20 protein-coding genes and 1 tRNA gene are annotated in these 22,028 nt (G+C 56.8%); 18 read left to right on the forward strand and 3 right to left on the reverse strand.

Annotated features, from left to right (window positions below; all coding sequences use genetic code 11):
• The first annotated feature begins 40 nt into the window (after positions 1–40).
• The 4 genes from AQ981_RS15790 to AQ981_RS15805 all read left to right on the forward strand — a co-directional run bounded on the left by AQ981_RS15790 (position 41) and on the right by AQ981_RS15805 (position 6,310).
• Positions 41–3,142 carry an efflux RND transporter permease subunit gene (locus AQ981_RS15790; protein ID WP_058912704.1) on the forward strand — a complete coding sequence of 1,034 codons (3,102 nt, stop codon included), beginning with the start codon at positions 41–43 and terminating at the stop codon, positions 3,140–3,142.
• 43 nt (positions 3,143–3,185) lie between these two features.
• Positions 3,186–3,806, forward strand: a complete 621-nt coding sequence (locus AQ981_RS15795; RefSeq protein ID WP_058912705.1) for a TetR/AcrR family transcriptional regulator — start codon at positions 3,186–3,188, stop codon at positions 3,804–3,806.
• A gap of 684 nt (positions 3,807–4,490) precedes the next feature.
• Positions 4,491–4,895, forward strand: a complete 405-nt coding sequence (locus AQ981_RS15800; protein WP_058912706.1) for a hypothetical protein — start codon at positions 4,491–4,493, stop codon at positions 4,893–4,895.
• A complete protein-coding gene (locus AQ981_RS15805) occupies positions 4,892–6,310 on the forward strand; it encodes a VasL domain-containing protein (protein WP_058912707.1) in 1,419 nt (472 codons plus the stop codon). The genes AQ981_RS15800 and AQ981_RS15805 overlap by 4 nt, the downstream gene beginning before the upstream one ends.
• Before the next feature lie 57 nt (positions 6,311–6,367).
• On the opposite strand, the gene AQ981_RS15810 is transcribed toward AQ981_RS15805, so the two are convergent.
• Both AQ981_RS15810 and AQ981_RS15815 read right to left on the reverse strand, forming a co-directional pair.
• Positions 6,368–6,442: transfer RNA gene (locus AQ981_RS15810), tRNA-Arg, on the reverse strand.
• 94 nt (positions 6,443–6,536) lie between these two features.
• Complete coding sequence (locus AQ981_RS15815) at positions 6,537–7,460, reverse strand: formate/nitrite transporter family protein (protein ID WP_058912708.1); 924 nt, start codon at positions 7,458–7,460, stop codon at positions 6,537–6,539.
• A gap of 208 nt (positions 7,461–7,668) precedes the next feature.
• On the opposite strand from AQ981_RS15815, the gene ccmA reads away from it, so the two are divergent.
• Genes ccmA through mlaA form a run of 10 tightly spaced genes read left to right on the forward strand, consistent with a single transcriptional unit; the run spans position 7,669 to position 15,389 of the window.
• Positions 7,669–8,292 carry a cytochrome c biogenesis heme-transporting ATPase CcmA gene (gene ccmA / locus AQ981_RS15820; RefSeq protein WP_058912709.1) on the forward strand — a complete coding sequence of 208 codons (624 nt, stop codon included), beginning with the start codon at positions 7,669–7,671 and terminating at the stop codon, positions 8,290–8,292.
• Positions 8,289–8,948, forward strand: a complete 660-nt coding sequence (gene ccmB / locus AQ981_RS15825; protein WP_058912710.1) for a heme exporter protein CcmB — start codon at positions 8,289–8,291, stop codon at positions 8,946–8,948. Before ccmA ends, ccmB begins: the two co-directional genes overlap by 4 nt.
• Positions 8,949–8,997: 49 nt before the next feature.
• Entirely contained in the window at positions 8,998–9,738 is a 741-nt protein-coding gene (locus AQ981_RS15830; RefSeq protein WP_058912711.1) for a heme ABC transporter permease, read from the forward strand.
• Positions 9,735–9,953, forward strand: a complete 219-nt coding sequence (ccmD, locus tag AQ981_RS15835; RefSeq protein ID WP_058912712.1) for a heme exporter protein CcmD — start codon at positions 9,735–9,737, stop codon at positions 9,951–9,953. Before AQ981_RS15830 ends, ccmD begins: the two co-directional genes overlap by 4 nt.
• Positions 9,954–10,430 carry a cytochrome c maturation protein CcmE gene (ccmE, locus tag AQ981_RS15840; protein ID WP_058912713.1) on the forward strand — a complete coding sequence of 159 codons (477 nt, stop codon included), beginning with the start codon at positions 9,954–9,956 and terminating at the stop codon, positions 10,428–10,430.
• Positions 10,427–12,379, forward strand: coding sequence for a heme lyase CcmF/NrfE family subunit (locus AQ981_RS15845; RefSeq protein ID WP_058912714.1), 1,953 nt, complete (start codon positions 10,427–10,429; stop codon positions 12,377–12,379). Before ccmE ends, AQ981_RS15845 begins: the two co-directional genes overlap by 4 nt.
• The gene (locus AQ981_RS15850) at positions 12,376–12,933 is read left to right on the forward strand and encodes a DsbE family thiol:disulfide interchange protein (protein WP_058912715.1); all 558 of its coding nucleotides are present in this window, start codon (positions 12,376–12,378) and stop codon (positions 12,931–12,933) included. The genes AQ981_RS15845 and AQ981_RS15850 overlap by 4 nt, the downstream gene beginning before the upstream one ends.
• Complete coding sequence (locus AQ981_RS15855) at positions 12,930–13,397, forward strand: cytochrome c-type biogenesis protein (RefSeq protein ID WP_058912716.1); 468 nt, start codon at positions 12,930–12,932, stop codon at positions 13,395–13,397. Before AQ981_RS15850 ends, AQ981_RS15855 begins: the two co-directional genes overlap by 4 nt.
• Positions 13,394–14,599, forward strand: a complete 1,206-nt coding sequence (gene ccmI / locus AQ981_RS15860; RefSeq protein WP_058912717.1) for a c-type cytochrome biogenesis protein CcmI — start codon at positions 13,394–13,396, stop codon at positions 14,597–14,599. Before AQ981_RS15855 ends, ccmI begins: the two co-directional genes overlap by 4 nt.
• 31 nt (positions 14,600–14,630) lie before the next feature.
• Positions 14,631–15,389: a phospholipid-binding lipoprotein MlaA gene (gene mlaA, locus AQ981_RS15865; protein ID WP_058912718.1), complete on the forward strand. Its 759-nt coding sequence runs from the start codon at positions 14,631–14,633 to the stop codon at positions 15,387–15,389.
• Between the two features lie 141 nt (positions 15,390–15,530).
• Here mlaA and fadL read toward each other — a convergent pair whose 3' ends face one another.
• On the reverse strand, positions 15,531–16,877 hold the full coding sequence (gene fadL, locus AQ981_RS15870) for a long-chain fatty acid transporter FadL (RefSeq protein WP_058912719.1): 1,347 nt from the start codon (positions 16,875–16,877) through the stop codon (positions 15,531–15,533).
• Positions 16,878–17,250: 373 nt separating this feature from the next.
• Between fadL and AQ981_RS15875 the strand changes: the two genes are divergently transcribed.
• The 4 genes from AQ981_RS15875 to sixA all read left to right on the forward strand — a co-directional run bounded on the left by AQ981_RS15875 (position 17,251) and on the right by sixA (position 21,955).
• Positions 17,251–17,535: a YfcZ/YiiS family protein gene (locus tag AQ981_RS15875; RefSeq protein ID WP_058912720.1), complete on the forward strand. Its 285-nt coding sequence runs from the start codon at positions 17,251–17,253 to the stop codon at positions 17,533–17,535.
• 292 nt (positions 17,536–17,827) lie between these two features.
• Complete coding sequence (gene fadI, locus AQ981_RS15880; RefSeq protein WP_058912721.1) at positions 17,828–19,138, forward strand: acetyl-CoA C-acyltransferase FadI; 1,311 nt, start codon at positions 17,828–17,830, stop codon at positions 19,136–19,138.
• Positions 19,138–21,291 carry a fatty acid oxidation complex subunit alpha FadJ gene (gene fadJ / locus AQ981_RS15885; protein ID WP_058912722.1) on the forward strand — a complete coding sequence of 718 codons (2,154 nt, stop codon included), beginning with the start codon at positions 19,138–19,140 and terminating at the stop codon, positions 21,289–21,291. Before fadI ends, fadJ begins: the two co-directional genes overlap by 1 nt.
• A gap of 175 nt (positions 21,292–21,466) precedes the next feature.
• Positions 21,467–21,955, forward strand: a complete 489-nt coding sequence (sixA, locus tag AQ981_RS15890) for a phosphohistidine phosphatase SixA (protein WP_058912832.1) — start codon at positions 21,467–21,469, stop codon at positions 21,953–21,955.
• Positions 21,956–22,028 lie beyond the last annotated feature (73 nt).

Raw genomic sequence — 22,028 nt, forward strand, 5'->3', positions numbered from 1 at the left:
ATGCCGTGTCTGTCTTAACGTTCTGCGTAAGGGGTAATGAATGCTGGCGCGTTTTTTCATTTTTCGTCCGGTCTTTGCCGCTGTACTGGCCATCTGCGTCATGGCCGCCGGTACGCTGGCGATTTTCCTTTTGACCGTTGAACAATATCCCGATATCGCCCCGCCAGGGGTTACCGTGACGGCTAACTACCCCGGCGCTTCGGCAGAAACTGTGGAAGACAGCGTCACTCAGGTGATTGAACAACAGATCAAAGGGATTGATGGGTTGCTCTATTTTTCATCGACCAGCAGCTCGGCGGGGCAGACGCGTATCAGCCTGAGTTTTAATCAGGGAGTCAGTCCGGATATCGCGCAGGTTCAGGTGCAAAATGCGGTAAACCAGGCAACCACTCGCCTGCCGCAGGAGGTACAACAGCAGGGGATTACGGTGACCAAATCCCAGGGCGATAGCCTGATGGTGGTGGCGCTGTATGACAAAAGCGGACGGATGAGCGCGGTGGACATTAACGACTATCTGGTCAGCAGCCTGCAGGATCCGCTGAGCCGGGTTGACGGCGTGGGTGAAACCACGGTGTTCGGTTCGCAATATGCGATGCGTATCTGGCTGGATCCGGTGAAACTGAATAGCTATCAACTGATGCCGTCGGATGTGCAGAGCGCTGTTGAAGCCCAGAACGCCCAGGTCACCAGCGGCGAACTGGGGGCGTTGCCGACGGTTTCCGGGCAGGTGCTGAACGCGACTGTCACCACCCAGTCCCGGCTGCAAACGGCCGGGCAATTCGAAAACATTATCCTCAAGAGCAACAGCGACGGCTCGGTGGTCTGGCTACGGGATGTGGCGCGGGTTGAAATCGGCGCCGAAAACTACCAGAACCAGACCCGACTTAACGGCTATCCGTCAGGGGGGATTTCCATTCAACTGGCGTCCGGCGCCAACGCGCTGGAGACAGCGGAAAATGTACGCAACGTAGTGGAAAGCCTGAAGTCGCAGTTTCCTGACGGCCTGGAGGTGGCCTACCCGCGTGACAGCACGCCGTTTGTTACCGTCTCGATTGAAGGCGTTGTTCAAACCCTGGTGGAAGCCATCATTCTGGTGGTGGTGGTGATGTTCCTGTTCCTGCAAAACTGGCGCGCGACGCTAATCCCGGCCATCACAGTTCCGGTGGTGCTGCTTGGCACCTTCGGTATCCTGGCGCTGCTGGGCTACAGCATCAATACCCTGACTCTGTTCGCCATGGTCCTGGCGATAGGCCTGCTGGTGGATGACGCCATTGTGGTGGTGGAAAACGTTGAGCGGGTGATGCATGAGGAGCAACTTAGCGCCCGGGATGCCACTCTGCGATCGATGCAGGAGATCTCCGGCGCGCTGATTGGTATTGCGCTGGTGCTGTCGGCGGTATTTGTGCCGATGGCCTTTTTTGGCGGCTCGGTGGGGATTATTTATCGGCAATTTTCAGTCACTATTGTGTCGGCGATGGGCCTTTCGGCGCTGGTGGCGCTCACCCTGACGCCAACGCTGTGTGCGGCGCTGCTGAAACCTGGCAGCGCCCGGCACGGGCGGTTCTTCTCGTGGTTTAACCGCGGGATGGACAGCAGCCAGCGCGGCTATCTGCGTAGTCTGCAGATCATTGCCGCAAGGCCGCTGCGCGCCTGTCTGATCGCGCTGGCGCTGGTGGCGCTGATGCTCTGGCAGTACCAGAAAATGCCCACCGGTTTTTTACCGGAAGAGGATCAGGGGTCAGTAATGATTCAGTTTTCCGCGCCGACCGGCACTCCGATGGCGAAAACGCAGCAAATCGCCAATCAGATTGCCGACTATTTCATGACGCAAGAAAAGGACAACCTGAATGTGATTTTTATGGTGGTGGGACGCAACAATGCCGGTAGCGGGCAGAATGTCGGCATGGCGTTTGCCGAGCTGAAGCAGTGGGATCTGCGTTCCGGGGAGGAGAACAGCGCGGCGCAGATTATCAATCGCGCCAATCGCTACTTTAAAAATTACCGCGATGCGCAGGTCAGCGTGTTATCTCCCCCTGCGGTACGCGGGCTGGGGCAGTCGAGCGGTTTTGAACTGTGGCTGCAGGATCAGTCGTCCGCTGGTTATGACGCGCTACTACAGGCTCAGCGGCAGGTGCTGAGCGAAGCGCAGGAAAATCCATTACTGAATGCCGTGCGGCTGAACACGCTGGAAGAGAAAGATCAGTTGCAGGTTAATGTCGATCAGCAAAAAGCCAGCGCGCTGGGATTACAGCAGGCGGATATCAACAATACCCTGTCGAGCGCCTGGGGCGGCGCCTATATCAACGATTTTATCGATCGCGGTCGGGTCAAAAGAGTCTATATGCAGGGTGACGCCCAGTGGCGATCGAACCCCGAGGATATCGCTCAGTGGTTTGTGCGCGGCAGCAGCGGCAGTATGGCGTCATTTGCCTCCTTTGCCGATGTGAAATGGTCAACCGGTCCACAGATGCTACAGCGTTTTAACGGGCTGTCGGCGATTCAGTTCCAGGGGGCGGCGGTGTCCGGAGAGAGTTCCGGGTCGGCGATGACGGAAATCGCCCGCATTATTGATGGTCAGCAGGGGTTTGGTCTGCAATGGAGCGGTCTGTCTTATCAGGAGCAGGCCTCTTCCGGTCAGACGCTGTGGATCTATCTGGTTTCGGTGGGATTTATTTTCCTGTGTCTGGCGGCTTTGTATGAAAGCTGGTCGATCCCGCTGGCGGTGATGCTGATTATCCCGCTGGGGATTCTCGGGGCGGTACTGGCATCCGGGCTACTGGGGTTTCAAAATGACATCTATTTCCAGGTGGGGATGCTGACCACGATGGGGCTTTCCGCGAAAAACGCCATTCTGATCGTTGAGTTTGCCCAGACGAGGATGCTGGCGGGTGAGGCGCTGATGGCGGCAACCCTTGAGGGGGCCCGGCAGCGATTGCGACCAATTATCATGACGTCACTGGCCTTTGTCGCCGGCGCTATTCCGCTGGTGTTGTCGGTTGGCGCCGGGGCCGCCAGTCGCCGTGAGATAGGGACGGCGGTGATCGGCGGGATGATTTCTGGCACACTACTGGCGCTGTTGTTTGTGCCGTTATTCTTTGTGCTGGTCCAGCGCGGGATGATGAAGTTCAAAACAACACGTTGATTTTCCGGGCTCTTCAGAGCCCGTCTGCAAGGAACTGACAACTATGGCGAATTCTCCGGGGCGTCCGATGAAAGCCCGGCCCAAAATCGTGCAGGCTGCCTGCGAAATGTTTCTGGAACATGGTCTGGATGTGTCGCTGGATATGATAGCCACCCGTGCGGGCACTACGCGCCAGACTTTGTATAACCATTTCTCCGGCAAAGATGCTCTATTGCTGGAGACGTTCAACTTTCTCAATGGGCAGATGCAGCCGTCAATCCGCGATATCCTGGCGGCCAGTGAAGACGATTTTCCGCAGCGCCTCAGGCGGATTGCCGGGGTGGTACAGGGGCATTTTTACCATCCGCAGAATCTTCATTTCCATCGGCTGCTTATCCAGGTGCTGATGCAGCGGCCGGAGTTATATACCACACTGCAGCAGCGCCAGTCGCAACGCATACTCCAGACGCTGGCTGAAGCCCTGCGCCAGGCCTGCGATAGCGGAGAGATAACCCTCAGCAATCCCGCTATTCAGGCGGCAGCATTTCTTGGGGCGGTAATGGGATATCCGCTGCCGGCGGCGTTGATCGAGCTGAAGCCGGTCGATCCGCAGTGGCTGGAGCAACTGGCCTCGGCGGCGATAGACTCCTTTCTGTGTGCCTGGCATTATCAGCCGGTGGCATGACCCGCGGTACCACGATTGCCGCCAGCCTGAACAGTGAATGCTGTTACATGCCTGGCGGTATTTTCATGATTAAGTCATTTCTTAAGAAGTATCCTGACGGATAAAGCGTTTTTATTTTGCCAACACACGGGCGTTCAATTGAATGGCGTTCATCGTTTTGGCTAATGAATTTAGCACAAAAAGAACAGAGCCTGGCATTATTATAGAGAATGAGAATTCTTTCAGCGGGGTTAAAATAAACAGCAATTTTTGTATTGAGAAAATGGCCATTTTACCGACGATGCTGAAAAAATCTCGCACAAGAAACGATAAGCGATTTTTTCTCCCGAAACGTTGCCGGTGATGTGACATGGTAATATTTTATGCATGGTTAGTTTTTTTGTGGCGGGATCATTTCTGATACTGATGTCAATATTAAATCTTGCTATCATGTATAATTCAGAATTTGAGTTTTGATACCGGATAAATATCTTTAGAAAGGATAAATTACAGCAAGGATAGCGGTTGATTTTGTCCATCAACCAAACAACATGTCGTTGTTGTTTGGTTGAAGTCTCTTGTGTTGTGGTTTAACGTAGATCATTGATCTGTAAAGTTGATCGTAAGTGGAGTTTTGTTCTATCATCCGCCGGCAGTGAAGAGCACCTGGAACCGTGTCGTTATTTTTATGGCAGAGGGAGACTTATGGCCGATTCATTCCGGAATGAAGCGCCTGAAGTACGCGTTAATATTCTGACAGGCGTATCTGGTACGGGTAAGCGAAAAAATACTAAAAGGTTCCTGAAGTTTCCGGTGACAGGTGATTTCAGTAGTGGCAATCTATTCCCGTTATTGCCTGGCCGCACCCTGGCAGATATCGGGCCAAATTATACAAAACAGCATTCTGGTTACGGCGATGGCCAGGTTAACCGCGCTATCAGTAAATCCCCGGGCGTCGTTGGCGAAAATGTGTCGTGGTGGTGTGATTGTCATCTCAATTCGCCAGAGAATGTCAGTTTCCGGCATCGGGAGCCGATTATTTTAAAATATCCGGCGTTGCCCGGAAATTTATCGTGGATGAATGTGCTGGCGGCACAATTATACTTATGAGTACCATCGATATTAACTCCGGTGACGATCCGCGCGGGTTTTCCGAGTTTTCCCTGTTGCGTAGCGAAATCGAAAAGTTTTCCCATCCTGAGTGCCCGGAGGTGGACTGGCCTGGCGCGGAGAAACTGTGTCTGGCGCTTTTTGAACGCAATGGCGTCGAATTGCAGACTGCCGCCTGGTATACCTTGATCCGTCTTCACCTCGCCAGAATCGAGGGGTTGAATGAAGGTCTGGCGGTTCTCGAAACCTTAATTGCTCACCAGTGGAGCGCTCTGTGGCCGCGTCAGGTGCATGCCCGCGTCGAAATTCTGATTGGCCTGAGTCGACGTCTGCAACAGATGCTGGAGACCCTGACTTGTACGTCCGGCGATTTGCCGGCGCTGTATCAGGCGATGCAGCGGTTGTCCTGCCTGGAAAAGGGGCTGGTGAGCCAGGGACTACGGCCGCTGTGCCAGATTGCGACACTAAGAGAGCGGATTCAGCACGCCGCGACCCGTCTGGAAAATTGCCATCATGATGATGTGTTGCAGCCGCAGATACCCAGTGCCGCAGCCACCCCAGCCTCTGCGGTAGTTGCGGCCGCGGATGCGATGCCTGATGTTTCTGCCGGGCAGACGTCATACCGGGCCTGCATGGCGGAATCGTCGTCGGTGTGCGCGCTCCCCCTGATATCGGCGCCCGCGGCGCCGCTGAAAACGCCGCGCGCGCCGGTGAAAGCATGGCAGCTTTTTGTCGCCGGTATGGCGGCGATGCTGGTGATTATCGCCGTCGTCGCGGCTGGCTGGTGGCTATTACTGCGGCCGGAGCCCCGGACGCCACAGTTGCCGGCGCTGCCAAAGCAGATGACCACGCCGCTGTCCGCTGAGGAGGTACAGGTGCTATGGAGGACATCGCCGCCGGTCCACGAATTTATCCGCCAGACCCAGGGGCAACTGGATCAGCTTTCCGTCCTGCCGCCGGACTGGAGCGTGCGTTACGCCATGCGTCTGGTGGAGCAGGTCCAGGCGCTGTGGCCGCAGGAGGCCGAAGTTCGGTTACTGGCGCAGCAGTGGCGGCGGCAATTAAATGCCTCGGCGACACCAGTAAAAGAGCTGGCAGCCTGGTATCAGGGGATGCAGCAGTTGCAGCAACTGGCGACGCGGGTCAGTCGACTGACCGATCGGCCCGGCAATGAGCTGATGGCCAGCGAACTGAGGGCGACGCTGTTTACTATTCAGCAGTCGTTAACCACGGTGGTGCCGCTGGAGGAGTTGCTGCGCCAGCTGGAACAGGCCCCTGTCGGGCAACCGTTGCCGCCGGAGCAGCAGAGGCTGGCGGAGGCGCGCCTGAGGCAACTGATAGCCCGCTATAGTCTGCTGCAGCAAAGAAATACCGACGCGGGTCTGGCCATGGAAGCGCAGGCTGGCAGCGACTAAGGCGCCTTAATTCCGGCGTAGCGTTCGCGGGGGCGGTAAAGGAAAAACTGGTTGGAATGGCGTCCCCTGCAGGAATCGAACCTGCAATTAGCCCTTAGGAGGGGCTCGTTATATCCATTTAACTAAGGGGACGCGGCGCCGCCAGTATACCTGTTTTTCCTGACAGGTTAAGCCGTTAGCCGTCCGTTTGGTCATTCTCTCGCCATCAGGCGACCCTTACATGGCCTCAGGAACTGGCGGAATCCCCGGTTATCGACGGCTTTTTCGCCTGTGCGCGGTTGCGGGCTTTACGCTCGTTGCTCATGTCGTTACGTATCTGGGCATGGCTGAGCAGCGCGAAAATAAACGTACCGCCGACGATATTTCCCGCCAGCGTCGGCAGGGCGAATGGCCAGATAAAGGCGCTCCAGTGAAGATCGCCATTAAAGACCAGATAGAGAATTTCCACCGAGCCCACCACAATGTGGGTCGTGTCGGCGAGGGCGATAAGCCAGGTCATCAGAATAATTACCACGATTTTCGCCGCGCCCGCCGCCGGGAACATCCACACCATGGTGGCGATTAACCAGCCGGAAATAATGGCGTTGGAAAACATTTCCAGCGGCGGATTTTCCATCACCTTTTTGCCGATGGAGACAAACGCCGCCCGGGTGGCGTCGTCAAAGATGGGCATAAACTCAAACGCCGCCGCGGCCAGCCCGGTACCGATCAGGTTACCGAGCAGTACCACGCCCCACAGTCGTAATAGCAGCACCAGGTTTCCGCCGCTGGGTTTTTGCATGACCGGTAGCACCGCCGTGACGGTATTCTCGGTAAACAACTGCTGGCGCGCCATGATGACGATGATAAATCCGAAAGTGTAGCCAAGGTTTTCCAGCACCATACCGCCGGGAATGTCGGCCAGTTGAACGTGAAAGATGCCTTTAGCCAGCAGCGAAGCGCCCATCGACAGTCCGGCGGCGATAGCCGACCACAGCAGGGCCATCGCGTCGCGCTCCAGCTCTTTTTCGCCGTCCATGCGGATATGTTCGTGGATGGCCATCGCCCGGGATGGCAACCGATCTTCGTCTACTTCAATCTCCCGACCCTGTATTTTTTCTTCACTATCGACCTCTGGTTTAGCTTCGGTATGGGAATCAGTTGGGGCCATAGAAGTATCCTGTTTTGACGAGATGAGCGTTTTTAAGCGTAGCGCTTTTTAGTCAATTCCGGGCGGATGTCAGACAATTCGGGCTCTTTTTGATCTGATCAATAAGATTACCCCTTTCGGGTGATGCTTTGGGTTTTTGCGCGACTTCGGTGTGCTTACCTGTATATGGTATGATTCACATTCATGATGAATAAGGAGCCATTTCCTCATGCTTGAGGCCAAAGCACTTACCTGCATTCGCGATGAACGGGAACTGTTCAGCGGGCTATCATTTTCTGTGCAGGGTGGGGAAGTGGTGCAGGTCGCCGGTCATAACGGCGCGGGGAAAACCTCCCTGCTGCGCATTCTGTCCGGGCTGGCGCGCCCGGATAACGGACAAGTATTCTGGCAGGGGGAATTGATTTCCCGGGCCAGGGATATCTGGCATCGTAATCTACTGTGGCTCGGTCATCAGTCCGGCGTTAAAAGTGTGATGACGCCGGATGAGAATCTACGTTTTTATCACCCGCATTCCACCCGCCAGGCGCGCTGGCAGGCCCTGGAAGAGGTTGAACTGCTCGGCTATGAGGATGTGCCGGTGGCGCAAATGTCCGCCGGCCAGCAGCGCCGGGTCGCTCTGGCCAGGATGTGGCTGAGCGATGCCGCGCTGTGGATCCTTGATGAACCTTTTACCGCGCTGGATGTGGCGGGTATTGAGAAGCTCACCGTCAAAATGGAGCAGCATGTCGGGCGGGGCGGCGCCGTTATTCTCACCACCCATCAACCGCTGCGCGCGCTGGTCTGTCCGCTGCGCAGTATCCGGCTCACCGCCGGGGAGGTGGTCGGGCAATGATCGGGCAAATTATTAAGCGGGAAATTCGCCTGGCGTTTCGCAAGGGTGCGGAAATCGTTAACCCGCTGTGGTTTTTCCTGATGGTGATTACCCTGTTCCCATTGGGCATCGGCCCGGAGCCGCAGATGTTGCAGCGTATCGCGCCGGGGATTATCTGGGTGGCCGCGCTGCTCTCTTCCCTGCTGGCGATGGAGCGACTGTTCCGCGATGACTGGCTGGATGGTTCGCTGGAACAGATGATGCTGATGCCGCTGCCTTTGCCGGCGGTCGTGCTGGCGAAAGTAATCGCTCACTGGGTGGTCACCGGTCTGCCGCTGATTATTCTGTCGCCGCTGGTGGCGATGCTGCTGGGACTGGATATTTACAGCTGGTATGCCATGGCGTTAACGCTGCTGTTGGGCACGCCAACGCTCAGTTTTATCGGCGCGATCGGGGTGGGGCTCACGGTTGGGCTACGGCGCGGTGGCGTGCTGCTCAGTTTGTTGGTATTACCGCTAACCATTCCGTTATTAATTTTTGCTACCGCCGCCGTGGATGCGGCGCAAATGGGGATGCCGCTGGACGGTTATCTGGCGATCCTCGGCGCATTCCTGGCCGGTAGCGCGACCCTGAGTCCGTTCGCCACGGCGGCGGCGCTACGGGTAAGCATACAATAACTTCAACGTCCCGGATGGGCGCTATTCTGGCACAAAGAGTGAGCGAAGCATGTGGAAAGCATTACATCAATTAGCTAAACCGGAACGGCTGTACACCCTTTGCGGTCGTTTCGTTCCGTGGCTGGGGCTGATTAGCGCCGTGCTGCTGGTGGTGGGCTGCGTCTGGGGCTTTGTCTATGCGCCGGCGGATTATCAGCAGGGACAAAGCTACCGAATCATGTATCTGCACGTTCCGGCGGCAATCTGGTCGATGGGCATTTATGCTTCCATGGCCATCGCGGCGTTTATCGGGCTGGTCTGGCAGATGAAAATGGCCGATCTGACCATGGCGGCGATGGCCCCGGTCGGCGCGGTTTACACCTTTATTGCCCTGGTGACCGGTTCGGCATGGGGAAAACCGATGTGGGGCACCTGGTGGGTGTGGGACGCCCGGCTCACCTCGGAACTGGTGCTGCTGTTTTTATATATCGGCGCTATTGCGCTGTATAACGCGTTTGACGATCGGCGCCTTGCGGGCCGCGCCGCCGGCATTCTGGTGCTGGTGGGCGTGGTCAATCTGCCGATTATTCACTTCTCCGTCGAATGGTGGAACACCCTGCATCAGGGGTCGACCAATATGCAGAAAACCATCGACCCCTCAATGCGTACGCCGTTGCGCTGGACGATTTTCGGTTTTCTGGCGTTGTTCGTTACGCTGACGCTGATGCGCCTGCGTAACCTGATTCTACAACAGGAGCACCGCCGACCCTGGGTGGCAGAGCTGGCAAATAAAGGGAGCAACACGCAATGAAGAGCGCGTTTAGTGGATGGCAGGATTTCTTCGCCATGGGCGGATACGCCTTTTATGTCTGGCTGGCGGTCGCGTTTACTCTGGCGCCGCTGGCTGTACTGGTGCTGCATACCTGGTGGCAGCGTCGTTCGTTAATACTGGAAGTACGTCGTCAGCACGCGCGTGAGCAACGCGTGCAGGCGGCCCGTCAGCGGGCAACGGCGGAGGAAAAATAGATGAATACACGTCGCAAAACTCGTCTCTGGCTCGCCCTGTCGGTGTTGATAGGGTTGGGTCTGACCATCTCGCTGGTGCTGTATGCGCTGCGTTCGAATATCGATCTCTTCTATACGCCGGGTGAAGTGGTTTACGGTAAAGACGAAACCGGTCAGAAACCGGAACCTGGCCAGCGCCTGCGCATCGGCGGCATGGTGATGCCGGGCAGCGTGAAACGCGATAACGAAACGCTGAAAGTGAATTTCAAACTGTATGACGCGCGCGGCGTGGTGAGCGTCAGTTATGAAGGCATTCTGCCGGACTTGTTCCGCGAAGGGCAGGGCGTGGTGGCGCAGGGCGTGCTGGAGTCCGGCGATCTGATCGTGGCGAAAGAAGTGCTGGCCAAACACGATGAAAACTATACGCCGCCGGAAATTGAAAAGGCGATGGAAAAGAATCACGTGGCCATGGGCGATGGGAAGGATAACCACTCATGATGCCGGAAATTGGCAATTATTTGCTGTGCCTGGCGCTGGGCATCTCTTTTCTGTTGAGCGTCTATCCGCAGTGGGGGGCATCGCGCCAGGATGCCCGCCTGATGGCGCTGGCGCGCCCGCTCTCCTGGGCGCTGTTTTTGTCGATCACCGCGGCGTTTCTGGTACTGGTCTACGCCTTTGTGGTCAACGATTTCACTGTGTTGTACGTGGCCAGCAACTCAAATCTGGAACTGCCGGTGTGGTATCGGATCGCCGCCACCTGGGGGGCTCATGAAGGTTCCTTGTTGCTGTGGGTGCAACTGATGAGCGCCTGGACATTTGCCGTGGCGATCTTTAGCCGCGGTATGCCCGAGGACGCGGTGGCCAGGGTGCTGGCGGTGATGGGGATGATCAACTTCGGCTTTTTGCTGTTTATCATCCTGACCTCTAACCCGTTTACCCGCACGCTGCCCGATTTCCCCATCGACGGGCGCGATCTGAACCCGATGCTGCAGGATATCGGGCTGATTTTCCATCCGCCGCTGCTGTACATGGGCTATGTCGGTTTTTCCGTGGCTTTTGCGTTCGCGATTGCTTCCCTGATGGCCGGGCGTCTGGACACCGCCTGGGCGCGCTGGTCGCGTCCGTGGACCCAGGCGGCGTGGGTATTCCTGACCGTCGGTATCGTACTGGGGTCGGCCTGGGCCTACTATGAGCTGGGTTGGGGCGGCTGGTGGTTCTGGGATCCGGTGGAGAATGCCTCCTTCATGCCGTGGCTGGTGGGGACCGCGTTAATGCACTCGCTGGCGGTCACCGAAAAACGCGGCAGCTTTAAAGCCTGGACGGTACTGCTGGCGATCGCTGCCTTTTCGCTGTGCCTGCTGGGCACCTTCCTGGTGCGCTCCGGGGTGCTGGTATCGGTACATTCGTTCGCCTCTGACCCGTCAAGGGGCATGTTTATTCTCGCTTTCCTGGTGATTGTTATCGGCGGTTCGCTGTTGCTGTATGCCGTGAAGGGCGGCAAAGTGCGCGCCCGGGTGAATAATGAACTGTGGTCCCGGGAATCGTTCTTGCTGGGCAATAATATTTTGCTGATGGCCGCCATGCTGGTGGTGCTGCTCGGCACGCTGCTGCCGCTGGTGCACAAGCAACTGGGGCTGGGCAGTATCTCTATCGGCGAACCGTTCTTTAATAGCCTGTTTACTATTCTGATGGCGCCGTTTGCCCTGCTGCTGGGGATTGGCCCGCTGGTGCGCTGGCGACGCGACGAGCCGCACAAGCTGCGCGGTCGGTTGATTATCGCGCTGGTGGTGACCGTGGCGCTGTCGGTGCTGCTGCCGTGGCTGATGCAGGATCGTATCGAAGCCATGACGGTAGTCGGGCTGCTGATGGCTATCTGGGTTTTCCTGCTGGCGCTGATGGAAGTGCATGAGCGCGCCACCGATCGGCAGGGGCTGCTGAAGGGGCTGGGTAAGCTCTCGCGGAGCCACTGGGGCATGGTACTGGGCCATCTCGGCCTCGCCGTGACGGTTGTCGGCATCGCTTTCAGCCAGAATTACAGTATTGAGCGCGACGTCAGAATGAAGTCCGGCGATAGCGTGGATATTCATCAATATCATTTCGTATTCCGCGATGTTCATGACCTGACCGGGCCGAACTGGCGCGGCGGCGTCGGGATTATCGATGTCACCCGCAACGGCAAGCATGAAGCTACCCTGCGGGCAGAAAAACGCTTCTACAATAGTAACCGGATGATGATGACCGAAGCGGCTATCGACGGCGGCCTGACCCGCGACCTGTATGCGGCGCTGGGGGAAGAGCTGGAAGACGGTAGCTGGGCGGTAAGATTGTATTACAAGCCCTTTGTGCGCTGGATTTGGTATGGCGGCATGTTGATGGCGCTCGGCGGGCTGCTGTGTATGCTGGATCCCCGTTATCGCCTGCGTAAAACGCTGAAGGAGGCGAAATGAACCGTAAGGTGCTGTTTATCCCGCTGGGGCTATTTTTAATCCTGGCGCTGGCGCTGATGTGGCAGCTGATGCGTAACGCCGACGGTGACGATCCGACCCGTCTGGAGTCGGCGCTGATCGGCAAACCAGTACCGGTATTTCGTCTTGAATCACTGGATCAGCCCGGCAAAGTCTGGGATCAGTCCGTACTGATCGACGGTAAGCCGCTGCTGCTGAACGTGTGGGCGACCTGGTGCCCCACCTGCCGCGCGGAGCACCAGTATCTGAACCGCCTGTCTGCGCAAGGCGTGCGGGTGGTCGGCATGAACTATAAAGACGATCGCCAGAAAGCGATCGGCTGGCTTAATGATTTAGGCAACCCCTATGCCCTGAGTCTGTTTGACGGCAACGGCATGCTGGGATTGGATCTCGGGGTTTACGGCGCGCCGGAAACCTTCCTGATCGACGGCAAAGGGATCATCCGCTATCGTCACGCCGGCGATCTTAACGATCGGGTCTGGCTGCAGGAGATCAAACCGCTGTGGGACAAATACAGTAAGGAGGCCGGTTCGTGAAGCGTATTCTGATTGTACTGCTGGCATTTTTGCTGCCGCTCGGCGCGCAGGCGGCCATTGATACCTATCAGTTTAAGGACGAAGCCCAGGAGCAGCAGTTTCGCCAGTTGACTGAGCAACTGCGCTGCCCGAAGTGCCAGAATAACAGCATTGCCGATTCCAATGCCATGATTGCCTCCGATATGCGTGAGAAAGTGTATGAGCTGATGCAGCAGGGGAAAAATAAGCAGCAGGTCATTGAGTACATGGTGGACCGCTACGGCAACTTCGTGACTTACGATCCGCCCCTGACGCCGTCGACGCTGATTCTCTGGCTGCTGCCGGCGCTGTTTGTGGTCGGCGGCGCGGTGGTGATCGTCAGGCGCGCCCGTCGCCCGCAGGGCGCGGCGGAGCAAACGCATTTAAGCGAGAGTGAAGAGCAGCGCCTGCAGCGGCTGCTAAAGCGTGAAAGGATGCGAGAATGACCGTCATTATCATTGTAATTGCCGTACTGCTGTTGAGCGTCGCCGGGGTGATGTTCTACCCGTGGGGAAAAGCCGCGGCGCCGGACAGGGATGCGCTCAATCAGGCGTTTTTTGAAAGCCGTCTGAAAGAGCTGGAAGAGGACAACCCGCCGGAGAATGAAGAAGAGCGCAGTCGCATGGTGGCGGAACTGCAACACAACCTGCTGCAGGATATTCCGGAACAGTCGGAGGCTGCGGCGGCGCAGCCGGTAAGCCGCTGGGCGCTGTTACCGGGGGTGATTGCGCTGGCGGTGCTGAGTATTGGCGTGTTTATTAAAACCACTGGCCTGCCGCGGGTGCAGGAATGGCGGGCAGTTACCGCCCAGACTCCGGAACTGATGAAGCGCGTGATGGATCAGGACGCGGCGCCGCTGACCATGGAGGAGATGGCGCGTCTGGGGCTGGGGCTGCGCACCCGCCTGCAGGAGTATCCGGAAAATATTGAAAGCTGGGTCATGCTGGGTCGTATCGGGATGGTGATGAATAACGCCACTACCGCCACCCAGGCGTTCGAGCAGGCCTATAAGCGCGCGCCGAACAATGAAGAGGTCAAGCTGGGCTATGCTGAAGTATTGACCCGTTCGGCAGACCCTCAGGATAATCAACTGGGCAGCCAGCTGCTGCGTGAAGTGCTGCGCGCTGACCATACTAACGTCCGGGCGCTGTCGCTGCTGGCGTTTAACGCTTTTGAACAGCAGAACTACCAGGAGGCGATCGGCGCCTGGCAAATTTTGCTGCGCATTCTGCCACAAAATGACCAACGACGTGCCATCATTGAACGTAGTATCAGCCAGGCGAAAGTGGAAGCGGGCATAGACACAGTGAAACTTACTGTTACAATCACGCTTTCGTCTGAAGCTGAAAAATCCCTGCCTGAAAGCGGGGTGGTTTTTGTTTCGGTTGGCGAACAGGCATCTGAAGTACCGGTGGCGGTGAAGAGAATTCCTTTAAGTCATTTCCCGCTGACGGTCACGCTTGACGATACCAGCGCCATGATGCCGAACAGATTATTATCGTCCTTGCAGCAGGGAGTTGTCAGGGTCCATATCTCGCCGGATGGGACGCCCGAGCGACGCGCCGGCGACTGGTATGGCGAAAGCGCATTTACGGCGCTGGAGCGTCAACAACCGCTGAGCGTGATCGTTTCCCGACAACAGCCCTGAATCGGGATGCCATATTTACAGGGAGACCTTTATGAAATTTCGCGTAACCGGACTGGCTCTGGCGATGACGCTGTTAACAGGATGCGCCAGTTCGGCTAACGATGAGCAACAGGGGCGTTCGGACCCGTTCGAAGGGTTTAACCGTTCTATGTACAACTTTAACTTCAATGTACTGGATCCGTACATTGTACGTCCTGTTGCCGTCGCCTGGCGCGACTACGTGCCGCAGCCTGCGCGTAATGGGTTGAGCAATTTCACCAGCAACCTCGAAGAACCGGCCACCATGGTGAACTATTTCCTGAAAGGGAAACCTTACCAGGGGATGGTGCACTTTACTCGTTTCTTCCTCAATACCGTGCTGGGGATGGGGGGGTTAATCGATGTGGCTGGTATGGCAAACCCGAAACTGCAGCGGATGGAGCCGAACCGTTTCGGCAGTACGCTGGGCAGTTATGGCGTAGGTTATGGCCCGTATCTGCATCTGCCGATTTATGGCAGCTTCACCCTGCGTGAAGACGTGGGCGATATGGCGGATGATTTCTATCCGGTGCTGTCATGGCTGACCTGGCCGCTGTCGATTGGTAAATGGACGGTGGAGGGGATTGAAACCCGCGCCCAGTTACTGGATTCCGATGGCCTGCTGCGCCAGTCTTCCGACCCGTACATTATGGTGCGTGAAGCCTACTTCCAGCGTCATGACTTTATCGCCAACGGCGGCGAGCTGAAGCCCCAGGAAAACCCCAACGCCAAAGCGATTGAGGGCGATCTGAAGGATATCGATTCCGAATAGTCTCTCTGTTGAACCACGGCGCCATCAACTGCTGAGTCGGTGGCGTGTTCAGGAACAGACAAAAAAGGTGAGCGTTTGCGGCTCACCTTTTTTATGGTCAGGATAAAGCCGCTTCCCGATGGTTGCGGCTTTGCTGAGGGATTAGAACGCGTAGTTAAAGTTCATACCGTACAGCCAGGCTTTGCCTTCTGAGCGGAAAGTGTAAGGGCCTTCGTTAACATTCACGTGCTGGCCATGCATATACGATACCCCAACGTCCACCGACGCATCCTGGTTAAAGGCATAGGTAGCCCCGGCGCTCAGCCACAGGCGATCCTGGTCAGGAATGGAGATGGAACGGGTCTGGGCTGGCACCGGGCTGTCATCAAAGGCGATACCGGTACGCAGTGTCCAGTTGTCGTCCATATAGTAGGTGGTACCCAGTGCGATACGATAAGCGTCTTTAAAGCTCTCGTCTTTATAGAACAGGGTTTCGCCGTTGCCGCCGGTGGCTTTCAGTTCTTTGAACTGACTCCAACTGGTGTAGGTCAGGCTGTAGTGCACCGCCCATTTCGGCGCGACACGGTTGTAGCCTGACAATTCCCACATTTCCGGCAGATGCAGCGACAATGAACCGCCGACTGTATTGCCATCGGTGCCTGACGGCAGGCCATAAACGCCCAGATACTGGTTTAAGGAAGACGGTAACTGGCTGCGATAATCGCCATCAAAGTCGATTTTTATTTCAGAACGGTAGGTAAAGCCGTAGCGGTTATTTTTATCCACTTCATAAAGAATACCGGCGTTCCAGCCAAATCCCCACTCGTCGCCTTTCAGGCGGGCGATTTGGGTATCCGCAGGAATTCCTGCCGCTGACCGCGCCAGCGCTGCGCCCTGTGGAGTTTGTGCCGCACCGCTCTGAACCAACTGCCCGGCGATAATCTGGCCGAGGTCGCCGGCGTAGCGCTCAATTTTCGCTTTAGCATAGACTGCGTTAAAGCCGAGGCCGAAGCTCCAGTTCGGGTTCAGACGGTATGCGCCGCTCAGATTGAGGTTCAGGGTTTCCAGGTCAGTTTTACCACCCATGGAACCGGCCGCATAACTGTTGTTGTACTCGGTCGCCAGGCCATAGTTGGAGGTCAGCGATGCCCCCCAGCCGAACTGGTCGTTAATCGGCGCGACAAAATGCAGATTCGGTACCCAGGCGGTGGGGGCGATATTGTCCGCATTAAGGCTTTTTCCGGTCGGCGATGTCCCGGAAATATCCACGCCAGGGTCGACGAAAATGGCGCCGCCAGAGAACATCGGACGGTCGAACATCATAATGGTTGCCGGGTTACGGCTGGCGGAGCCCGCGTTATCAGCAACTGCGCCTTCCCCCGAATAGGCCCGGCCCAGACCAGAGGAAGAAAATTCGTTTAACTGGAAGCCAGCAGACCACGCCTGGGATGAAACCAGTGCCACTGCGATAGCGAGAGTTGACTTAGCAAACAGGTTTTTCTGGCTCATGACCAAAACCTCATCATTTATTTTTATTCAAGCAATGTTACATACCGTAACAGGAGCGCGAAGTGTAGGGGCTGGTGCATGACATACAAATCAGACCAGTGGCCAGAGTATAGGTCGGACCAGATGATATGTTGCAAGTTTGTTTATGGAATTTTTCAAATATGATCGTGGAAACGAGATCTGGCTGGCAAATTTGCCGCTTTAGTCACGCTCTGTCCAGGACCGGATTTGTTTTAGATCATTTTTAAGTGTGATTTCCGTCACTAAAGAGGGTTTGCTTTATTCTCGACTGGAGAGGGCTGACGACGGGGCGTAAAATATATCGATATTTATTGAAGCACCAGCGGGTGCGCCAAATACAGAGGAAATCATAATGAGTAAATGCAGTGCTGATGAAACCCCGGTTTGCTGCTGTATGGATGTTGGCACCATCATGGACAACTCCGATTGTACCGCGTCTTACAGCCGCGTTTTCGCTACTAAAGCAGAGGCCGAAGAAACACTGGCGGCGCTGACGGCGAAGGCCCGTGGCGTTGAATCAGAGCCTTGCCAGATTACTACCCGCTTTACAGATGAAGCTGATGGTGTACGTATGGATATCGATTTTGTATTCTGCTGCGAAGCAGAAACCCTGATTTTCCAGCTGGGCCTGCGTTAATTTCTTGTTTTTGTCGCGACTTCGTTTCCGGAGCCGGCAGTAGCGGTATACAAAACCCAAAAAATACGTTTTTTGGGTTTTGTCGTTTTATGGCGGGAATCGCCGCTGGCGCGATTGTCTGGTTTATTTTCCGCGTTCTCTCACCGGGTGTTACCAGAAACGTTTAGCGGTTTTTAAATTCGTGTTTGTCCTCGCATTTTTTCTATTACCTGTTGGCTGTATGTAAATATTTAGTTAAAACTAATATCAGGTCAGACCACTTTGGCGCTGAACAGTTTAACAGGGGCGTGTTATGAATCAGGCATTACCGCTGGTAACCCGTCAGGGGGATCGTATCGCGATTATCAGCGGATTACGTACGCCGTTTGCCCGCCAGGCGACGGCCTTCCATGGCGTTCCCGCCGTTGATTTGGGAAAAATAGTGGTTGCGGAACTGCTGGCAAGAAGCGGTATTCCGGCACAGGAGATAGATCAACTGGTATTCGGCCAGGTGGTACAGATGCCGGAAGCGCCCAATATCGCCCGGGAAATTGTGCTGGGTACCGGCATGAACATCCATACTGATGCTTATAGCGTCAGCCGCGCCTGCGCCACCAGTTTCCAGGCGGTAGCCAATGTGGCGGAAAGTCTGATGGCCGGGACGATTCAGGCTGGTATCGCCGGCGGTGCGGACTCCTCTTCGGTATTGCCGATTGGGGTCAGTAAAACCCTCGGCAGGGTGCTGGTGGATGCCAGTAAAGCGCGTACTCTCGGCCAGAAACTGAAACTCTTTTCTCGCCTGCGCCCCCGGGACCTGCTACCGGTGCCCCCGGCGGTGGCGGAATATTCTACCGGATTAAGAATGGGGGATACTGCGGAACAGATGGCAAAAAGTCATCAAATCAGCCGCGAACAGCAGGATGCGCTGGCGCATCGTTCCCATCAACTGGCTGCCAGAGCCTGGGAGGAGGGAAAACTAAGCGATGAGGTCATGACTGCTTATGTGCCGCCATACCGGGAACCGTTCGCGGAAGATAACAACATCCGTAAAACCAGCAGTCTGGCCGATTACGCAAAGCTGCGTCCGGCCTTCGATCGCCGGCACGGCTCTGTAACGGCGGCCAACAGCACGCCCCTCACCGACGGCGCAGCAGCGGTTATTCTGATGACGGAATCCCGGGCGAAGGCGCTGGGTTTGACGCCGCTCGGCTATCTGCGTAGTTATGCGTTTACCGCCATTGATGTCTGGCAGGATATGCTGCTGGGGCCGGCGTGGGCAACGCCGCTGGCGCTGGATCGGGCCGGCATCACGCTTGGCGATCTTACTCTGTTTGATATGCACGAAGCCTTTGCCGCCCAGACGCTGGCGAATCTGAAAATGCTTTCCAGCGATCGTTTTGCCCGGGAAGTGCTCGGCAGAGAGAAAGCGACCGGCGAGGTGGATGACGCGCGTTTCAATGTGCTGGGAGGATCTATTGCCTACGGCCATCCTTTCGCCGCCACCGGCGCCAGAATGATTACCCAAACGCTCAATGAACTGCGGCGCCGGGGCGGAGGTCTCGGGCTGGTCACCGCCTGCGCGGCGGGCGGCCTGGGCGCGGCCATGGTACTGGAGGCTGAATAATGGAAACCACATCCGCATTTCGTATGACCGTGCGCCCGGACAATGTCGCGGTGATTACCATTGACGTGCCAGGCGAAAAGATGAATACCCTACAGGCGGCGTTTGGCGAGCAGGTACGGGCAATTCTGCGCGAACTGAAATCCCGTAGCGGGCTGGAGGGGGTTGTCTTTATTTCCGGCAAGCCGGACAACTTTATCGCCGGGGCGGACATTAACATGATTGCCGCCTGCCAGCGCGCCGATGAAGCCGAAGCGCTGGCTCGTCAGGGGCAGCAGATTATGAACGATATCGCCGGGCTGGGGATACCGGTGGTGGCCGCAATCCATGGCCCTTGCCTGGGGGGCGGTCTGGAACTGGCGCTGGCCTGCCATCGTCGAATCTGCAGCGATGACGGTAAAACAGCGCTCGGCCTGCCGGAAGTACAACTGGGGCTGTTGCCAGGTTCCGGCGGCACGCAGCGTCTGCCGCGTCTGATCGGCCTGAGTCGGGCGCTGGAGATGATCCTCACCGGCAAACATATTCGGCCGCGTCAGGCGCTGAAAATGGGTCTGGTGGATGACGTTGTTCCGGTATCGATTCTTGCCGATGCCGCGGCGGCGCTGGCGAAAAAGGGCAAACCTTCCCGCAGCCTGCCGCTCGCCGAGCGCATTATGGCCGGTCCGCTGGCGCGTTCGCTGCTGTTTTCCGTGGTTTCCCGCAAGACCGAACAGAAAACCCGCGGTAACTATCCGGCGACGGCGCGGATTATCGAGGTGGTGAAAACCGGCATTAGCCAGGGCAGCGGCAATGGCTACGCTGCGGAGGCCCGGGCGTTTGGTGAACTGGCGATGTCGCCCCAGTCTGCGGCGCTGCGCGGGATTTTCTTTGCCAGCACTGAACTGAAAAAAGATCCCGGCAGCGATGCGCCGCCGCTACCGGTTCAGTCGGTAGGTATCCTGGGCGGCGGTCTGATGGGCGGCGGGATTGCCGCGGTCACGGCGCTTAAAGCCGGACTGCCGGTGCGCATAAAAGATATCAATAGCGCGGGGATTAACCATGCTCTGCGCTATAGCTGGGATTTACTCAGCCGTAAAGTGCAGCGGCGCCATATCAACGCGGCGCAGCGCGCCAGAGAGATGGCGCTGATTTCCGGCGCTACCGACTACCGGGGATTTGCCCGGCGCGATGTGGTGATTGAGGCGGTTTTCGAAGATTTAGCGCTCAAGCAGCAGATGGTGGATGAAGTCGAACAATTCGCCGCTCCCCATACGCTGTTCGCCTCTAATACGTCATCGTTGCCGATCGGCGAAATCGCTGCCCGGGCGCGCCGCCCGGAGCAGGTGATTGGCCTGCACTATTTCAGTCCGGTGGATAAAATGCCGCTGGTGGAAGTTATTCCCCATACCGGCACCAGCGCGGAAACGATTTCCACTATTGTCAGGCTGGCGAAATCGCAGGGTAAAACGCCGATTGTCGTGGGCGATAGCGCCGGGTTTTATGTCAACCGGATCCTCGCTCCCTATGTCAACGAAGCGCTGCGCTGCCTGGTGGAAGGGGAGCCGATAGAGCACATTGATGATGCGCTGCTGGATTTTGGCTTCCCGGTCGGGCCCATCCAGTTGCTCGATGAGGTTGGCATTGATGTCGGGACAAAAATTATTCCCATTCTTGAGCAGGCTTATGGTCCGCGCTTTACCGCGCCGACAGCGGTAGCGGCGATTTTGAACGACGATCGCAAAGGGAGAAAAAATAATCGCGGTTTCTATCTTTATCCGGCGAAAGGGCGTAAAAGCAAAAAACGTCCGGATGAAGCGATATACTCGCTGCTGGGTGTGGCGCCGAAAGCGCACCTTAGCGGCGAGCAGATTGCCCGGCGCTGTGTAATGATGATGTTGAATGAGGCGGTGCGCTGCCTGGATGAAGGGGTGGTGCGCAGTGTGCGCGACGGTGATATTGGCGCGGTGTTCGGCATCGGTTTTCCGCCGTTTCGCGGCGGGCCGTTCCGCTATCTGGATGTTCTCGGCGCCCGGGAAGCGGTGGCGGAGTTGCAGCAACTGGCGGCGCGTTATGGCGAGCGTTTTGCGCCCTGCGAGCGGTTGCTGGCGATGGCGCAAAGCGGTGAGCATTTCTGGCCGCCAGCGCCGCAGCCGGTTGCAGCAAAACCTGCGCAGTAGCTGCCTGTGCTCATTTTGTAAACAGTGATTGACTATACTTACAGCAATGAGGTAAAACACTGCGTTTCATTCGATGTACGGATAAGGCACAATGCCCAACCGCCGCAAGGCCCTGGCGTTATTTCCTTATTTGCCGGGTCTCAGCGGCGTTTCTGGTCAACAACAGCGGTGCAATATGCAAGTCTTAATTATGCGTCACGGCGACGCAGCTCTTGATGCCGCCAGCGATGCGGTTCGTCCTCTGACCCAGCACGGGCGCGATGAATCTCATCAAATGGCTATCTGGTTGAAAGGTCAGCAGGTGGACGTAGAGCGGGTTCTGGTCAGTCCCTATCTGCGTGCAGAACAGACGCTGGATGTGCTGAGAGAGACGCTGGCGCTTCCGGCTCAGGAAGAGGTGCTGCCGGAGCTGACTCCGTGCGGCGATATCGGACTGGTTGGCGCTTATCTCCATACGCTGGCTCAGCAAGGGGTGGCCTCGGTGCTGGTGGTTTCCCACCTGCCTCTGGTGGGCTATCTGGTGTCCGAGCTGTGCCCGCAGGAGACGCCGCCGATGTTCTGCACCTCGGCAATTGCCAGCGTCACGCTGGATGCTGAAGGTGGGAATGGGGAATTTAACTGGCAGATGAGCCCCTGCAACCTGAGAATCGCCAAAGCGATTTAAACCTGCGGACGGTCGTTCAGTCGCCCGATCCCGGGGGGCTTGCCGAATCGCTCACTGAAGACAATAGTCCGCT

Origin of the sequence: Entomohabitans teleogrylli, assembly GCF_001484765.1 — a bacterium.
GTDB lineage: Bacteria > Pseudomonadota > Gammaproteobacteria > Enterobacterales > Enterobacteriaceae > Entomohabitans > Entomohabitans teleogrylli.

Coding starts and splice junctions, on each gene's coding strand:
- AQ981_RS15790 (WP_058912704.1), top strand. CDS start 41: ATGCTGGCGCGTTTTTTCATTTTTCGTCCGGTCTTTGCCGCTGTACTG.
- AQ981_RS15795 (WP_058912705.1), top strand. CDS start 3,186: ATGGCGAATTCTCCGGGGCGTCCGATGAAAGCCCGGCCCAAAATCGTG.
- AQ981_RS15800 (WP_058912706.1), top strand. CDS start 4,491: ATGGCCGATTCATTCCGGAATGAAGCGCCTGAAGTACGCGTTAATATT.
- AQ981_RS15805 (WP_058912707.1), top strand. CDS start 4,892: ATGAGTACCATCGATATTAACTCCGGTGACGATCCGCGCGGGTTTTCC.
- AQ981_RS15815 (WP_058912708.1), bottom strand. CDS start 7,460: ATGGCCCCAACTGATTCCCATACCGAAGCTAAACCAGAGGTCGATAGT.
- ccmA (WP_058912709.1), top strand. CDS start 7,669: ATGCTTGAGGCCAAAGCACTTACCTGCATTCGCGATGAACGGGAACTG.
- ccmB (WP_058912710.1), top strand. CDS start 8,289: ATGATCGGGCAAATTATTAAGCGGGAAATTCGCCTGGCGTTTCGCAAG.
- AQ981_RS15830 (WP_058912711.1), top strand. CDS start 8,998: ATGTGGAAAGCATTACATCAATTAGCTAAACCGGAACGGCTGTACACC.
- ccmD (WP_058912712.1), top strand. CDS start 9,735: ATGAAGAGCGCGTTTAGTGGATGGCAGGATTTCTTCGCCATGGGCGGA.
- ccmE (WP_058912713.1), top strand. CDS start 9,954: ATGAATACACGTCGCAAAACTCGTCTCTGGCTCGCCCTGTCGGTGTTG.
- AQ981_RS15845 (WP_058912714.1), top strand. CDS start 10,427: ATGATGCCGGAAATTGGCAATTATTTGCTGTGCCTGGCGCTGGGCATC.
- AQ981_RS15850 (WP_058912715.1), top strand. CDS start 12,376: ATGAACCGTAAGGTGCTGTTTATCCCGCTGGGGCTATTTTTAATCCTG.
- ccmI (WP_058912717.1), top strand. CDS start 13,394: ATGACCGTCATTATCATTGTAATTGCCGTACTGCTGTTGAGCGTCGCC.
- mlaA (WP_058912718.1), top strand. CDS start 14,631: ATGAAATTTCGCGTAACCGGACTGGCTCTGGCGATGACGCTGTTAACA.
- fadL (WP_058912719.1), bottom strand. CDS start 16,877: ATGAGCCAGAAAAACCTGTTTGCTAAGTCAACTCTCGCTATCGCAGTG.
- AQ981_RS15875 (WP_058912720.1), top strand. CDS start 17,251: ATGAGTAAATGCAGTGCTGATGAAACCCCGGTTTGCTGCTGTATGGAT.
- fadI (WP_058912721.1), top strand. CDS start 17,828: ATGAATCAGGCATTACCGCTGGTAACCCGTCAGGGGGATCGTATCGCG.
- fadJ (WP_058912722.1), top strand. CDS start 19,138: ATGGAAACCACATCCGCATTTCGTATGACCGTGCGCCCGGACAATGTC.
- sixA (WP_058912832.1), top strand. CDS start 21,467: ATGCAAGTCTTAATTATGCGTCACGGCGACGCAGCTCTTGATGCCGCC.